14 protein-coding genes are annotated in these 14,210 nt (G+C 65.3%); 7 read left to right on the top strand and 7 right to left on the bottom strand.

The genetic code is table 11. The annotated features are described in order from the left end of the window. Positions 1-10: 10 nt before the first annotated feature. The 6 genes from AC4FIJ_RS03420 to AC4FIJ_RS03445 all read left to right on the top strand — a co-directional run bounded on the left by AC4FIJ_RS03420 (position 11) and on the right by AC4FIJ_RS03445 (position 5,705). Complete coding sequence (locus tag AC4FIJ_RS03420; RefSeq protein ID WP_490335313.1) at positions 11-1,168, top strand: aminotransferase class I/II-fold pyridoxal phosphate-dependent enzyme; 1,158 nt, start codon at positions 11-13, stop codon at positions 1,166-1,168. Continuing rightward, entirely contained in the window at positions 1,165-1,797 is a 633-nt protein-coding gene (locus AC4FIJ_RS03425; protein ID WP_490335314.1) for an alpha/beta fold hydrolase, read from the top strand. The genes AC4FIJ_RS03420 and AC4FIJ_RS03425 overlap by 4 nt, the downstream gene beginning before the upstream one ends. Further along, the gene (locus AC4FIJ_RS03430) at positions 1,794-2,573 is read left to right on the top strand and encodes a methyltransferase (RefSeq protein ID WP_490335315.1); all 780 of its coding nucleotides are present in this window, start codon (positions 1,794-1,796) and stop codon (positions 2,571-2,573) included. The genes AC4FIJ_RS03425 and AC4FIJ_RS03430 overlap by 4 nt, the downstream gene beginning before the upstream one ends. After that, complete coding sequence (gene bioD / locus AC4FIJ_RS03435) at positions 2,570-3,241, top strand: dethiobiotin synthase (RefSeq protein ID WP_490335316.1); 672 nt, start codon at positions 2,570-2,572, stop codon at positions 3,239-3,241. Before AC4FIJ_RS03430 ends, bioD begins: the two co-directional genes overlap by 4 nt. Beyond that, positions 3,238-4,488 (top strand): adenosylmethionine--8-amino-7-oxononanoate transaminase, encoded by a 1,251-nt coding sequence (locus AC4FIJ_RS03440; RefSeq protein ID WP_490335317.1) that lies wholly within the window; start codon positions 3,238-3,240, stop codon positions 4,486-4,488. The genes bioD and AC4FIJ_RS03440 overlap by 4 nt, the downstream gene beginning before the upstream one ends. Before the next feature lie 176 nt (positions 4,489-4,664). Beyond that, positions 4,665-5,705 (top strand): NAD-dependent epimerase/dehydratase family protein, encoded by a 1,041-nt coding sequence (locus AC4FIJ_RS03445; RefSeq protein WP_490335318.1) that lies wholly within the window; start codon positions 4,665-4,667, stop codon positions 5,703-5,705. On the opposite strand, the gene AC4FIJ_RS03450 is transcribed toward AC4FIJ_RS03445, so the two are convergent. Further along, a complete protein-coding gene (locus tag AC4FIJ_RS03450) occupies positions 5,673-6,653 on the bottom strand; it encodes an NAD-dependent epimerase/dehydratase family protein (RefSeq protein WP_490335319.1) in 981 nt (326 codons plus the stop codon). The two genes, AC4FIJ_RS03445 and AC4FIJ_RS03450, sit on opposite strands and share 33 nt — an antisense overlap. Positions 6,654-6,762: 109 nt before the next feature. Here AC4FIJ_RS03450 and rfbF point away from each other — a divergent pair, with 109 nt between their 5' ends. After that, positions 6,763-7,629 carry a glucose-1-phosphate cytidylyltransferase gene (gene rfbF, locus AC4FIJ_RS03455; RefSeq protein ID WP_490335320.1) on the top strand — a complete coding sequence of 289 codons (867 nt, stop codon included), beginning with the start codon at positions 6,763-6,765 and terminating at the stop codon, positions 7,627-7,629. Positions 7,630-7,676: 47 nt separating this feature from the next. Here the strand turns inward: rfbF and AC4FIJ_RS03460 are convergent, their stop codons facing one another. The 6 genes from AC4FIJ_RS03460 to AC4FIJ_RS03485 form a co-directional block, all read right to left on the bottom strand. Beyond that, positions 7,677-8,111, bottom strand: coding sequence for a hypothetical protein (locus AC4FIJ_RS03460; RefSeq protein WP_490335321.1), 435 nt, complete (start codon positions 8,109-8,111; stop codon positions 7,677-7,679). Positions 8,112-8,116: 5 nt separating this feature from the next. After that, the gene (locus AC4FIJ_RS03465) at positions 8,117-9,577 is read right to left on the bottom strand and encodes a GMC oxidoreductase (RefSeq protein WP_490335322.1); all 1,461 of its coding nucleotides are present in this window, start codon (positions 9,575-9,577) and stop codon (positions 8,117-8,119) included. Between the two features lie 70 nt (positions 9,578-9,647). Beyond that, the gene (locus AC4FIJ_RS03470) at positions 9,648-10,634 is read right to left on the bottom strand and encodes a phytanoyl-CoA dioxygenase family protein (protein ID WP_490335323.1); all 987 of its coding nucleotides are present in this window, start codon (positions 10,632-10,634) and stop codon (positions 9,648-9,650) included. After that, positions 10,631-11,533, bottom strand: coding sequence for a DUF707 domain-containing protein (locus AC4FIJ_RS03475; protein ID WP_490335324.1), 903 nt, complete (start codon positions 11,531-11,533; stop codon positions 10,631-10,633). Before AC4FIJ_RS03475 ends, AC4FIJ_RS03470 begins: the two co-directional genes overlap by 4 nt. Beyond that, complete coding sequence (locus AC4FIJ_RS03480) at positions 11,530-12,888, bottom strand: protoporphyrinogen/coproporphyrinogen oxidase (RefSeq protein ID WP_490335325.1); 1,359 nt, start codon at positions 12,886-12,888, stop codon at positions 11,530-11,532. The genes AC4FIJ_RS03475 and AC4FIJ_RS03480 overlap by 4 nt, the downstream gene beginning before the upstream one ends. A gap of 13 nt (positions 12,889-12,901) precedes the next feature. Next, on the bottom strand, positions 12,902-14,197 hold the full coding sequence (locus AC4FIJ_RS03485; RefSeq protein WP_490335326.1) for a methyltransferase domain-containing protein: 1,296 nt from the start codon (positions 14,195-14,197) through the stop codon (positions 12,902-12,904). Positions 14,198-14,210 lie beyond the last annotated feature (13 nt).

Below are 14,210 nucleotides of genomic sequence, written 5' to 3' on the forward strand. Positions count from 1 at the left end.
AGCGCAGGCGATGAGCCGCTGGGACGAACATCTGCAGGAGAGGCTGGCCGATCTGGCCGCGAAGGGGCGTCGCAGGGTGCTGCGTCCCGCGGCGCTGCATCCCCGTGGGCGGCTGCACCGGGACGGGCGCGAGGCGGTCGATTTCTCGAGCAATGATTATCTGGGGCTGGCCCTGCATCCGCTGCTGGCCGAGCGGGCGGCGGATTATGCGGGGCGGCTGGGCGCGGGATCGGGTGCGTCGCGGCTGGTGACGGGGACGCTGGAAGCGCATCTGGCACTGGAGGCGCGCGTGGCGGCGCTGAAAGGGACCGAGGCGGCGATGGTGCTGGCGAGCGGCTGGCAGGCCAATGCCGCGCTGGTGCCCGCTCTGGTCAAGGCTGTGCCGGGCGCGGCGGTGTTCACCGACCGGCTGGTTCATGCCAGCATTCATCACGGCTGCGCGGCAGCAGGCGTGCGCGAGATTCGGTTCCGGCACAACGATCTGGCGCATCTGGAGGAGCTGCTTGCCCACCATGCGGACGCACCGGCGCGCATCATCCTGACCGAGAGCGTGTTTTCGATGGATGGCGACCGCGCGGACGTGGCGGCGCTGGGCGCGCTGGCCCGGCGGCACGACGCACTGCTGGTGGTGGACGAGGCGCATGCGACCGGCGTGCTGGGACCGCAGGGCGCGGGGCTGACGCATGGCGTCGCGGGCGTCGACATCGCCATGGGCACGTTCAGCAAGGCGCTGGGCGGCTTTGGCGGATATCTCGCCTGTTCGGCGGTGATGCGCGACTGGCTGGTGAATGCGGCGGGGGGCTTCGTGTTCTCGACCGCTCTGCCGCCCGCGGTGCTGGGCGCGGCGGATGCGGCGCTGGATCTGATGCCGCAGATGGACACGCAGCGCGCGCATCTGGCGGCGCTGGGCGAGCGGCTGCGGGACGGGCTGACGCGGCTGGGGATATGGGACGGCGGATCGACCACGCAGATCGTCCCCGCGATCATTGGGGGCGAGGAGGACGCGCTGCACCTGTCGGCTGTGCTGGAAGAGCGCGGCATGGTGGCCGCCGCCATTCGCCCGCCGACGGTGCCGCCGGGTACCAGCCGCCTGCGCATCGCCTTGCGCGCCAGCCACTCGGAAGGCGATGTCGACGCATTGCTGGCCGCGCTGGAGGAGGCGGGGTGAAGCTGGTCTTCGTCCATGGCTGGGGGTTTGACGCGCGGGTCTGGGACGCGGTGATCGCGTGCCTGCCGAATGACGATATCGTGCGCCTTGATCTGGGCTACTTCGGTGAGCGGCTGTGGACCGTGGTCGAGGGGCCGTGCCTTGCGATCACGCATAGTTTCGGCACGATGGCGCTGCTGGCGGATCCGCCTGCGGGTTGCCGGGGGCTGGTCGCGATCAACGGGTTCGACCGGTTCACCCAGACCACGGACCGCCCCGGCGTGCCGCGCCGCCTGCTCGACCGGATGGTGGCGCGGATGGAAGCCGATCCCGGTGCGGTGCTGGGCGAGTTTCATGCGCGGCTGGGCAGCGCGGTGCCGGGCGGCGCGCCGCATCTGGACCCGCTGCTGCGCGATCTGACCGCGATGCGCGATGGCGACCGGCGCACCGCCCTCGCGGATTGGGGCCGTCCGGTGGCGGCGCTGGACGGGGCGGAGGATCCGCTGCTGACGGCCCCGGTGCGGCAGGCGCAATTCGCCTGCGCGGCGGGTCTTGCGCGCGAGACGGTAGAAGGCGGCGGGCATGTGCTGCCCCTGACGCATCCCCGCCTGTGCGCGGCATGGATCGAGCGGATGAGGGTCGCGGCATGAGCGATCGCACCGCCGCCATCGCCAGCGCATTCGGATCGGCACGGGATTACGACCGCCACGCCCATGTGCAACGCCGCGCCGCCGAGGCGCTGGCCGAAAGAATCGCGGCGCTGGAGTTGGAATCGCCTCGGTTGCTGGAATTCGGATGCGGCACGGGGTTCCTGACCGATGCGCTGATCCGCAGGGGAGTGGGCGGACAATGGCGGGTGACCGATCTGGCGCCGGACATGGTCGAACGCTGCCGGTCGCGCATGGCGGGACGCGGCGATCTAACCTTTTCGGTTCTGGATGTTGCCCGCGGCGAACCCGATGGTCACGGCGCATTCGATGTCGTCACCGCCAGCCTCGCCGCGCAATGGCTTGGTGATCTGGACGGGGCCGTCGGGCGGATGCTGCGCTGGGTCAGGCCGGGCGGGCATGTGCTGTTCAATACGCTGGCATCTGGCACGTTCCGCGAATGGCGTGAGGCGCTGGCAGAGGCGGGCTGCGCCGCCGGAACGCCGGACTATCCGGATGTCGCGGAGCTGGCCGCAATCCGCCGCGATGCGCAGGCGGCTGAACCGACAACCGATAACCTGATCGACCGCCATGCCAATGCGCTGGGCTTCCTGAAGTCGCTGAAAGCCATTGGCGCGCATGTGCCCGCGCCCGGCCATCGCCCTGCCAGCCCGGTCGGAATGCGCGCCGCGATGCGCGCGTTCGAGGCTTCGGGTTCGGCGGCCAGCTATGAAGTCGTCACCCTGCATTTCCGCCGCCCATGGGAGACTGCCGCATGACCCGCCCCATCGTGATCGCCGGAACCGATACCGACGCCGGCAAGACCGTGTTCGCCGCCGCGCTGACGGGCGCACTCAACAGGCGGGGCGGCGCGCATTACTGGAAGCCGGTGCAGGCGGGCTTCGACCCCTATGAAGGGCGCATGGAAGGCGATGCCGACCGCGCCGCGCGGCTGGGCGGAATACCGGCGGACCGCGTGCTGCCCGAGGTGCACAGGTTGCAGACGCCGTGCTCTCCGCACCTTGCGGCGGAGATCGACGGGGTGGCAATCGACCCCGACAGCCTGACCATTCCGCAGGTGGACGGCCCGCTGGTGATCGAGATGGCGGGCGGGCTGATGGTGCCGCTGACGCGCGAGGTGACGTTCCTCGACGTGATCGCGCGTTGGAAGGCGCCGACCGTGCTGGTCGCGCGCACCGCTTTGGGCACGATCAACCACAGCCTGCTGACGATAGAGGCGCTGCGGCAGCGCGATGTGCCGCTGATCGGTGTGGCCTTCATGGGCGAGGGGGTTTTCGTGAGCGAGGGCATAGGGGACAGCGAGCGCACCATCTGCGACATGGGCAAGACAAGGCGGCTGGGGCGGATAGACCGCCTCGATCCGCTGAACGCCGAGACGCTGGCCGCCGCGTTCGACGCCGGTTTCAAGCTGGAGGACTTTCTGTGAGCGCGATCTGGCATCCCTTTACCCAGCACGGGCTGAACGATCCGATCCCGCTGATCGAGCGGGCCGAGGGCGCGACCCTGTTCGCAAAGGACGGGCGGCGGATCATCGATGCGATCTCGTCGTGGTGGGTGACGACGCATGGCCATTGCCACCCGCCGATCATGCAGGCGATCGCCGAGCAGGCGGGCAAGCTCGACCAGCTGATCTTTGCCGGTTTCACCCACGAACCGGCGGAAGCGGTGGCCGAGGGGCTGCGTGCGATCATGCCGCCCAGCCTGACACGGGTGTTCTTTTCCGATTCGGGATCGACCGCGGTCGAGGTCGCGCTGAAGATGGCGCTGGGTTTCTGGAACCATACCGCCGGTGCGGGGCGCGCGCCGCGCAGCCAGATCGTGGTGATGGAGCACAGCTATCACGGCGACACCATCGGCGCGATGTCGGTGGGCGAACGCGGCGTGTTCAACCAGCCATACGATCCGCTGCTGTTCGACGTGACGAGCATTCCGTTTCCGTGCCAGGGAAGCGGGGGCGATCCGCAGCCCACGCTGGACGCGCTGGAAACGGCCTGTGCGGACGGCGCGGCGGCGCTGATCGTCGAGCCTCTGGTGCTGGGCGCGGGCGGGATGAAGTTCTACTCGCCTGAGGTGCTCGCCGCGATGCGCGCGATCTGCACCCGCCACGGCACCCTGTTCATCGCGGACGAGGTGATGACCGGCTGGGGCCGCACCGGCACGCTGCTGGCCTGCGAACAGGCCGATGTCGTGCCCGACATTCTCTGCCTGTCCAAGGGGCTGACCGGCGGCGCGATCCCGCTGGCGGTCACCATGGCGAGCGAGCCGATCTATGAGGCGCATCTGTCGACCGACCGGGCGAAGATGTTCTTCCACTCCTCCAGCTATACCGCCAATCCCATCGCCTGCGCCGCCGCCGCCGCCAATCTGGCGATCTGGCGCGATGAGCCGGTGCTGGAGCGGGTGAAGAGGCTGGAAGACCGTCTGGCGCAGCGGGTCGAGGCGCTGGCGGGGCAGCGCGCGATCCGGGGTGCCCGCGTGCGCGGCGGGATCGCGGCGTTCGAGCTGGGGGAGGGTGAGGGCTATATGGCGGGCGACGTCCCGGCGATGATGCGGCATTGCCTGTCGCGCGGCGTGCTGCTGCGCCCGCTGGGCAGCACGATCTATGCCATGCCGCCTTTCTGCATCACCGAAAACGAACTGGACCGCGTTTTCGAAGCGATCGCCACCATCTGAACGCTTTTGCGCGGTTCCGGCCATTTCATCCTGTGCCAGAGGGGGACGGTCACGCCCCGCAGCCCCTTCTAATCCCTAAGAACGATTGGTCCGACTCCCCTCCGCTACCTAGACCGGCGCTGCGCATCGGGCGGGCATATTCCCATGCGCATCAATGCCAGCGGGGGAATTTTTGAATGCGCGTACTTGTGACGGGATCGGACGGCTATATCGGCGCGATCCTCGGGCCTGACCTGATGAAGCGCGGCTTCGACGTGGTCGGCTGCGACACCGGCTATTACGCTGCGGGATGGCTGTATCCCTCGCCCGATCCGATGCCGATGTCGATCCGCAAGGATATCCGCGCGATCACGGCCGAGGATCTGGCGGGGTTCGACGCGGTCGTTCACCTGGCCGAACTGTCGAACGATCCGCTGGGCCAGCACGATCCACACATCACCTACAAGATCAACCATGAAGGTACGCTGAGCCTGGCGCGCGCGGCGCGCAGGGCGGGGATCCGGCGCTTCGTCTATACCTCGTCGTGCTCGGTCTATGGCGCGGCGAATGGCGATTACGAATTCGTGGACGAGACGACGCCGCCCAATCCGCAGACCGCCTATGCCGAATGCAAGGTGAAGGTGGAGCAGGACCTTGGCGCGATGGCGGGCGACAATTTCGCGCCCTGCTTCCTGCGCAATGCGACCGCATACGGGGCCAGCCCGCGGATGCGTTTTGACATCGTGCTCAACAATCTGTGCGGCCATGCGATGACGTCGGGCGAGATCCGGCTGACCAGCGACGGCACGCCGTGGCGGCCGCTGGTGCATGTGAAGGACATCTGCCAGGCGATCCGCCTGTCGCTGATGGCGCCCGAGGACGATATTCGCGGGCAGATCTTCAATGTCGGCGACACCGATTCCAACTATCGCATCATCGACGTCGCCACCATCGTTTCGGAAACCTTCCCCGGCTGCAAGCTGACCGTGGGTGAGAGCGATGGCGACAATCGCAGCTACAAGGTGGGTTTCGACAAAATCCGCAGGGTGCTGCCGGGCTTCAAATGCGAATGGACGCCCGAACGCGGCGCACGCCAGCTGCGCACATTGTTCGAGGCGATCCACCTGACCGAAGAGGATTTCAACGCCGCGCCCTATACGCGGCTGAAGATCCTGTTGCAGAACAAGGACAAGAAGCTGCTCGATTCAGAGCTGTGCTGGACCTTGCCTGTCGTCTGAGAAAAGCCCGTCGTCTGAGAAAAGCCCGTCGTCTGAGAAAAAGGCGCTGCGCCGGTCCGCGATGGTCCGGCGCAGGCCTTCGTCCAGCGGGGTGCGCGCCTGCCAGCCGGTGTCCCGCGCGATTTTCGTGACATCGGCGGCAATGACGGGCGCTTCGCCCGCGCGGTCGGGCAATGCGCCGATCTCGATCAGATCGGGCCGATCCATGATCGTGCCGATCCGGGTGACGAGGTCGCGCAGGCGGATCGCTTCGCCGCTGGCGACATTATACGCGCCCGATACGCCTGCACCGGTCAGCGCGGCGATCCCCTCGCCGATATCGTCGACCAGTGCGAAGTCGCGGCGGATCATACCGCTGGCGGTTTTTGCCGGTTCGCCGCGCAGCAGGCTGTCGATCACCGAAGGCACCAGCCGCGACGCCGCTTCGTTGGGGCCGAACAGATAGAAGATGCGCGCCCACGCCAGCGATTTGCCCAATTGCGCGGCGCGGGTTGCGGCCATGTCGTGCAATTCCGCCTTTGCCTTGCCGTAGAGCGATTGCGGCGCGATGGGCGTGACACCCTCGCGGCAGGGGTCGTCGCCGGGGGCATATTCGGCGCAGCTTCCGCAGGCGGTGACGTGGCGGCCGCCCGATTGCCAGAATTCCTCAAACAGTATCATGCCCGCGTCGCGCCACGCCACATTGTCGGGCGCGTCCCACAATCCGCCCGGACGGCTGCGCGCCCATGCGGCATGGATCAGCGCGCCCGGACGATGCCGCGTCATCAGCGCGGCGACCGCGTCCCGGTCCAGCAATTCGGCGCTGTCCCAGACCTCGTCCGCGGGGGCACCCGCGGGGCGCTTTCCGATGGCGACGAAGCGCCGGCCGCTTGCCCGCAAGGCGCGCAGAATCGCGCCTCCGACAAAGCCGCTGGCGCCGGTAACCATCACCGATGTCTGCTCATGCATTCGGATTACCCCTGCATTGGACCGCGCGTTAACCCGCATGCCCCGGCTGTGCGTCTTGCATGGAACCGGGGCAACCGGGTAAATTCAAGTCAGTTGTTGGGGGGCATGTATGAAAGTAGTCATTCTCGCGGGCGGACTTGGCACGCGGTTGAGCGAAGAGACATCGGTGCGTCCAAAGCCGATGGTCGAAGTCGGGGGCAAACCGATATTGTGGCACATCATGCGCCATTACGCGCATTTCGGCCATAAGGAGTTCGTGGTCTGCTGCGGCTACAAGGGCGAGGTCATCAAGGAGTATTTCCTGAACTACCGCTCTATCAGCAGCGATTTTTCCATCGACCTGGGCAGCGGCAATATCGAATTCCACTCGCCTTCGGACGAGGACTGGAAGGTTACGCTGGTCGATACCGGCGCGGATTCGATGACCGGCGGGCGCGTGCGCCGCGTGCGCGAGATCATCGGCGACGAGCCTTTCTGCCTGACCTATGGCGACGGCATCTCGACCGTGCCGATCGACGAGCTGGTCGCCTTTCACAAGGCGCAGGGCAAGTGGGCGACCGTGACCGCTGTGCTGCAGCCGGGCCGCTTCGGCGCATTGGGGATGAGCGAGGACGGGCGCAACGTTACCGGGTTCCGCGAAAAGGGCATTCATGACGGCGGCCATATCAATGGCGGGTTCTATGTGTGCGAGCCCGAGGTGTTCGACCTGATCGAAGGCGACAGCACGATCTGGGAGCGCGATCCGATGGAGCGGCTGGTCGAGCTGAACCAGCTGACCGCGTTCCGGCACGACAAGTTCTGGCAGTGCATGGATACGCTGCGCGACAAGACCTATCTCGAGGAATTGTGGGCGCAGCCGGATTGCCCGTGGCGGCAGGTCTATGCCAAGCCGCGCCGCATCGTCGAAGCCGTGACGGTTGGGGAGCCTGTGAACACGGTCCCTTTTGAACCGCGCATGCGGCAGGTCGCGAGCTAAACCTGGCCCCCGCCGGGCCTGGCGACCGCGTCAGGCGTAACGGGGCGTCAGGTGAAACGGGCGAAGGGGTTCGGGCACACATCGGGCAGCGCGATATATTCCACCGGCTCCCTGGCAGAGGACCGGTGGAAGAAGTTCGACCCCAGCATGAAATTGGTCATCACGCGGCGGGTGAAGGTCTCGTAAGGGCCTTCCCCGCCCAGCGCCATGTCCAGCCCGGCAAATCCGGCCAGCTGCTGCATATACATCAGCGCCTCGACCTTGCCGGTATCCGCCTCGCGCGGGGCATAGTCGGCGGCAAAGGCCTCGGCCGCGCCGGGCGCGATCGGTTCGCCGGGTAGGTAGTGGCAAACCATATCGGCGTAGAAATCTTCCATCGTCGCCGATGCGACAAAGGCGCCGCCGCCCGCCACCACCAGCGCACCCGCGCCGCCGCCGATGAGCGCGTTCCTGCGCGAGATTTTCGGAATGAATTTCGCCATGATCGCTACCCCACCAGCCTTTCCGCCGATCGCAGCGACATGGCCGCCGCGGTCAGCGTGGGATTGACGCTTCCGCTTGTCGGGAAGGTCGATGTGCCCACCACCACCAGATTGCGCACCGCGTGGCTGACCAGATCGCTGTCGACCACCGAATTGTCGATGCCGGTGCCCATGCGGCAAGTGCCCTGCACATGGCCCAGCGTCGGCCAGATCTTCGGCCCGCGAATCTCCTCGACCGGCAGCGGCGACAATATGTCGGGCAGACGGCTCATCGCGTGGTTCAGCGTATTGTGCGCATAATCGGACCAGTGCCCGAACTTCACCGCGGGCACGTCGCCCCCGTCGTCAAACACGCCGTTCTCATAGCTCAGATGATCCTCGACATAGAGGCCCAGCGGCAGGGACTGACGCCAGCGGCCCGGCGGATCGAGCCGCATGCCGTGGTCGAAACCGTTCTTGAAGATCACGAAACTGGTGCCGCGGTCCTTTGTGCGCCCTTCCTTCAGCAGCGTCAGGTTCATCGCGGTGGTCGCGGTGCCGCCGTCGTAATGGTCCAGCCCGTCGAGATAGACCTCGACATTGGCGAGCATCTTTTCGCCCAGATAGCGGCCCACGCCGTGCCCGCCGATGCCCGAACGCAGCATGATGAACGGCGACCACAGCGCATTCGCGCCCAGCACGCACAGGTCGCACGAAGCCTTGTAGTCCTTTGCGCCGTGGCGGAACTGCACCGACTTCACCACCCCGTCCGCGGTATCGAGCATCTGCACCTCGGCATCCACCACGATCGAGACGGCGGGATGCGACAGCACGTTGCGGAACCCGTTGAGCGCGTTGAACTTCGCATCGACGGGGCACAGATGGCAGCGCGAGGTGGAGCAGCAGCGATTGCGGCTGCTGTCTTCCGACTGCTGCGAAAGCTTGGCCGTGGGCATCGGGTAATGCAGGTGACCGGGCTTTTCGCGCATCATCCGGTCGGCGGTGGTCATGTGGTGATGCGGCTGCGGGTATGGCGCGGTGCCGGGGTAATGCTCTTCCAGCTCGTCCGAGCCGGCGATCAGCATCTTGCGTTCGGCCTGCTGAAAATAAGGCACCAGATCGTCATAGCCGATCGGCCAGTCGACGCCGGTGCCCGTCATCGAATGGATGCGGAAATCGTCGGGATGCAGCCGCGGGGTCAGCGCCCACCAGCAATTGCTGCTGCCGCCCAGCCCGATCGTATAGGCCCATTCCTTGTCGAATTCGCCGATATTGCGATAGGTGCCGTGGTTGTCGATATCGGAATTCTGCAGGTGCCGCAGCTGCCAGTCATGGCTGTTATAGCCGCCCTTTTCGACGATCAGCACGCGGTCGTCCGGCCGTTCCTCCAGATATTTTTCTAGAAAAAACAGCGATCCCATGCCCGAGCCGACGACGATCACGTCCCAGCTGTTCGAAGCGGCTTTGTCTGTGTCGATGAAATTCATCGCTGTTGATCCTTTCTGGACCGACGGCCGCAAGTTACTCCTGCCTGTTGCCACCCTTGTTCATGATAGGTCAGCCCGCTTCCGCCGGGCTGTTCTGCCTTTCGGCCACTTCGGACGAGAACACCAGGATCCCGTCCTCCGGCTTTTCGCCGATGTCGTATTTCGCCACCACCTCGTCGGCCAGCGGCGCCTCGTCGCTCATCCGGCGGAAATCGCGCAGCGCGGTGCCGGTTGAGCCATTGTCGACATTGAGCGCGCCCAGACCGTCCGCGACATGATCGCCATCGACAATACGAAAGTCGATGCTGAACCGGGTCATTCCCGTCACATTGTCCGATGTCGCATGCAGCTGGTTGGCCGAGAAGATCACCGCGCCGCCCACCGGCAGCGTCACCTGCACCGCGGCGGGGTGATCCAGCGGGGCAAAGGGCTGCGGGATGCCGCGCTTGTCCTCGCCCTGCTTGTGCTCTGCCGCCTTCAGGCGGCCGCGCGCATTCCACGCATAGATGTTGAAATCGTCCGACGAATTCTCGACCCCCGTCTCGACATAATGCGGGTAGAATTCCATCGAGCATTCGCGGCTCATCGGGAAGATCGGCAGCCAGAACTGGATCTGCTGCATCGGCGCGGACCACCACGTATCGCGGTGCGGCGGCTGCTTGTGCCCCACGCCGGAGGTGAGATAGCCGTCGCTCGACACCACGCGCATGCGCGGCACGTCGAGGAAGGTGCGGCTGGTATCGAAGCCCAGCTCTTCCAGATACTGCTTTTGCAGCACGCGGGTCTGCGGATCGTGGATGAAGCGCGGTTTGACCGCGGCGGCGCGCGCGACGAAATCGTCGACCGACAGATGGTGCTGCGCGGTGCGCGGATCGTGGGGCGCAAAGGCTTCCTCCACCATGCGCTGCGCATGTTCGCACAGCGCGATGCTGGCAGGCGTGGGCGGCAGCAGGTTGAGCTGGCCGCGATAGATCGCCTTTTCCTCGTCCTCGATCGAGCCATTGAGGCCCACCGTCACGGCGATCGTGTGCCGGTCATTGGGGCGGGCGTTGGTCATAGCGATGCCTCTTTCCTGTTGAGCGAGCGCGCGGGCTGCGGCACGTAATTCGCCTCTGTCACGGCGCGCACGAACATGCCCAGCCCTGACCGCAGCGTATGGGGCGTGTCGCGATAGCGCCAGCAATTGGCGACCAGGCTGACCCCGTTGGCGATTCGCGCGCGCGCCGCGCTGATGCGGCGGCCTTTGCGGTCGATCCCGCCATAGACCATCATTTTGTCGGGAATATTGTCATAGCTGCCGATCAGCGCTTCCATCTCGGCATGGGGGCCCATCGCTTCCTTGGCGAAATCCTTGTAGATGCCGCCGGTCGCGTGGGGGCGCGTGTGGACCATCGAAATCTCGTCGATGATGGCCGATTTATAGGCCGGGTCGGGCATGGTCACCGTCCAGATCCGGTCCATCCCCCAGCCCGATTTCACGCGCGCCATGCGCGGCATGAAGGTCTTGAGGTAATCGGTGCGGATCGCGGTCGCCATGCATTCGACGAAGTTCGAAAAGCGCAGCTTCGTCCTCTTGCACTGCAGCAGTATCGGATAGCAGAAGTAGCTGTCGGGATGCAGAGAGGGCTGGGCCAGCAGCAGGCCGTGCTCCTCGCAGATCTCGAAATAGCGGTTGAGATCCTGCTTGGTGAAGATCAGATCGTCGTCCATGAACGCGATATAGCGGTACCGGTCCATCAGTTCGGGATTGGCGGAGAGATAGCGATAGACGCTGTCCCATTTCGTTCCCTTGTCGATCGACACGGGCAGATCGCCGTCCGCGCCGATGTCGGGATCGTCGATCCACTGGCTGACCTGCAGGTCCCAGCTGCGCGGACCCGGGCCCTTCAGCCAGTCGTGGTGCAGCGAGGTCTTGCCGCCGCGCACGAAGACGAGATGGTCGCGCTTGCCGCTCATAGCACGCCTCCCGCGATAGTGCCGCGTTCGGGGGCCGACAGCCGCTCCAGCGCCTTGCGTGCGGCATGTTCGCCGCTGGTGAAGGCCTGGTCGGTCCAGATATAGCCCCAGTCGCCAAAGCGCCCGCAATAGGCGATGCCGATGTCGTCGAGGTAGTCGTGGATCAACTTCACCGCCGCCGGACGGTCATGGTCGAAGATGATATTGGCATAGGGCGCGACGATGGTGCTGGTGTGGTTCACCTGCTCGCGGCTGTCGATCAGCCCGGCCCGCAGCAGCCCGTCGATCACCGGTTCGATATAGGCGTCGGCGGGCTTTGTGCGCGGTTTCCATTTCTTCGAGAAATAGACCTCGGCCTGCAGCGCGCTGCACTCCTTGGGCGCGACATTGGGCGAGAAGTTCGACGGGTAGGACAGCCGCGCGAAGCAGATGTCCTCGTCATAGAAATAGGTCCAGTGCGCGTCCTTGATGAAGGGCTTGGTCACGCCGATATTGACCAGCACCACCTCGGTGCAGGCGAGCTTTTCCGCCGCCGCCTTCACATCGTCGGGTGCGCCCTTGATCATGGGGATCAGGCTGGGCAGCGCGACCGAGGAGACCAGCGCGTCATAGGGTGTCACCCGCCCGTCGCTCATCGTCAGTGTGCGGGCGGCGGGGTCGATGGCCACGATCTCGGAATTAACCTCAAGGTTCGCGCGTTCGCGAAAGCCGTTGAGGTAGGACACGAAGCCGCCATGCGTCGGATAGCGGAAGTGGTCGACGTAATGGACGTCGGGCGATTTCTTGTCGAGCGCTCCCACCAGCACCTGTTCGAGCGTGGGGCGATAGAGCCGCGGGCCGAGCCAGTCGGTCGTCAGGTTCTTCGCCTCGGTCGAATGGTATTTCTTGGTGTATTCCATCGGGAAGGTGCGCGCGAAACCCTCTCCGAAGGCGGCGAGGAGCCAGTCCTCGTAATTCTCGATCCGCGCGTCCTCGATCGGGGTTTTCGTCGCCTCGACGAAATCCTTGATGCATTTGACGACGAGTTCGGTGGGCAGGCCGTGCAGGCTGGTCTGCGCGGGATGCTTGATGAAGTGGCCCTGCCAGAAATTGTCGACATAGGCGCGCAGCTTTTCGAACGTGCCGCCCAGCGAATCGGCGAACAGTTCCTGAAGGCGCTTGTCCTCGGTAAACGAGATATGCGGGCCTTCGTCGAACAGATAGCCGTCGTCATAGGCATGGGTCGAGGTATGCCCCCCGTGGACGGGACGCTTCTCATAGATCGTCGCATCGACATTCTCGCCCGACAGTGCGTGCGAGGCGCCGAAACCGGCGAAACCTGATCCGATGATGGCAATTTTCGGCTTGCTGGCCATTCGTGCTGCGCCCTTAGTCCTCGATTGTCGCCATCGGGACGGGAACGATGAACTTGCCGCCCCAGTCGCGCACTGCCGCCATCTGGTCCTTGATTTCGTCCTTCAGGTTCCAGGGCAGGATAAGGACATAATCGGGCCGTGTGTTCAGGATCTCGCCGGGGTCCAGAATCGGCACACGCACGCCGGGAAACAGGCAGCCCTTCTTGGCGGGCGAGCGGTCGACGGTGTAATCGATGAAATCGGCATCCACCCCGCAATAGTTGAGCAAGGTCACGCCCTTGGCCGGCGCGCCATAGCCGACGATGGTCTTGCCCTGCCTTTTCAGTTTCAGCAGCAATTCGAGCAGCGCGAATTTCGTGTCGAGGATATCCGCCCGCCACGCGCGATAGGTGGCCGGCTTGTCGAGGCCGTATTCCAGCTCCTCGTTCCGCATCGCGTCGAGCGACAGCTCGTTCGGGCGGGCCGACTCCTGACGGCAGACGAAGAAGCGCACCGATCCGCCATGCGTCGGCAGGCTGTCGACCGCGAACACGCGCAGGCCGCATGCCTCGAACAGGCGCTCCGCCGCGATCAGCGACAGATACGAGAAATGCTCGTGATAGATCGTGTCGAACTGGCGGCCCTGCATCAGGCGCAGCAGGTGCTGCACCTCGAAAGTGGCGACGCCTTCGGGTTTCAGGATGGCAGCGATGCCGCGCACGAAATCATTGATGTCGGGCACATGGGCGAGGACATTATTAGCGGTGACGAGGTCGGCCTGCCAGCCGCGTGCGGCCAGCGACTTGCCATATGCCTCGGTCATGAACTCGATATCGACGTCGAGGCCCAGCTTGCGCGCGGCCTGAGCCGGACCGGCGGTGGGTTCGACGCCGAAGCAGGGGATGCCTGCCTCTTTCACATATTGCAGCAGATAGCCGTCGTTGCAGGCGACCTCGACGACCTTGCTGTCCGCCGTCAGTCCGAAACGGTCGATGACCATGTCGACATAGGCCTTGGCGTGGGCCAGCCATGTCGTCGAATGTGACGAGAAATAGGTATAGTCGGCGCGGAAGATCGCATCGGCGGGCAGCACGTCGTCCGCCTGCGCCAGCCAGCAGTTTCCGCATACGCGCACCGCCAGCGGATAGGTCGCCTCAGGGTCGTTCACCCGGTCGGCCGTGATGAGGTCGTTGGCGATCGGGCTGTGGCCCAGATCAGCCAGCACGATGTCGAGAGGCGCGGCGCAATGGCGGCATTTCGTGCCGCGCGCCTGCGTCGTCGCCCTTTGGCCACCATGGGGATCGCTTTCGACCGCCGCTGTGCCGCCCATGTTCATTCTGTCT

This window comes from Croceicoccus sp. (assembly GCF_983967925.1).

Excerpts from the sequence above, each read along its gene's own strand:
- AC4FIJ_RS03450 (WP_490335319.1), bottom strand. The coding sequence starts at position 6,653 with ATGCATGAGCAGACATCGGTGATGGTTACCGGCGCCAGCGGCTTTGTC.
- AC4FIJ_RS03430 (WP_490335315.1), top strand. The coding sequence starts at position 1,794 with ATGAGCGATCGCACCGCCGCCATCGCCAGCGCATTCGGATCGGCACGG.
- AC4FIJ_RS03475 (WP_490335324.1), bottom strand. The coding sequence starts at position 11,533 with ATGAGCGGCAAGCGCGACCATCTCGTCTTCGTGCGCGGCGGCAAGACC.
- AC4FIJ_RS03480 (WP_490335325.1), bottom strand. The coding sequence starts at position 12,888 with ATGGCCAGCAAGCCGAAAATTGCCATCATCGGATCAGGTTTCGCCGGT.
- AC4FIJ_RS03445 (WP_490335318.1), top strand. The coding sequence starts at position 4,665 with ATGCGCGTACTTGTGACGGGATCGGACGGCTATATCGGCGCGATCCTC.
- bioD (WP_490335316.1), top strand. The coding sequence starts at position 2,570 with ATGACCCGCCCCATCGTGATCGCCGGAACCGATACCGACGCCGGCAAG.
- rfbF (WP_490335320.1), top strand. The coding sequence starts at position 6,763 with ATGAAAGTAGTCATTCTCGCGGGCGGACTTGGCACGCGGTTGAGCGAA.
- AC4FIJ_RS03460 (WP_490335321.1), bottom strand. The coding sequence starts at position 8,111 with ATGGCGAAATTCATTCCGAAAATCTCGCGCAGGAACGCGCTCATCGGC.
- AC4FIJ_RS03465 (WP_490335322.1), bottom strand. The coding sequence starts at position 9,577 with ATGAATTTCATCGACACAGACAAAGCCGCTTCGAACAGCTGGGACGTG.
- AC4FIJ_RS03420 (WP_490335313.1), top strand. The coding sequence starts at position 11 with ATGAGCCGCTGGGACGAACATCTGCAGGAGAGGCTGGCCGATCTGGCC.
- AC4FIJ_RS03470 (WP_490335323.1), bottom strand. The coding sequence starts at position 10,634 with ATGACCAACGCCCGCCCCAATGACCGGCACACGATCGCCGTGACGGTG.
- AC4FIJ_RS03485 (WP_490335326.1), bottom strand. The coding sequence starts at position 14,197 with ATGGGCGGCACAGCGGCGGTCGAAAGCGATCCCCATGGTGGCCAAAGG.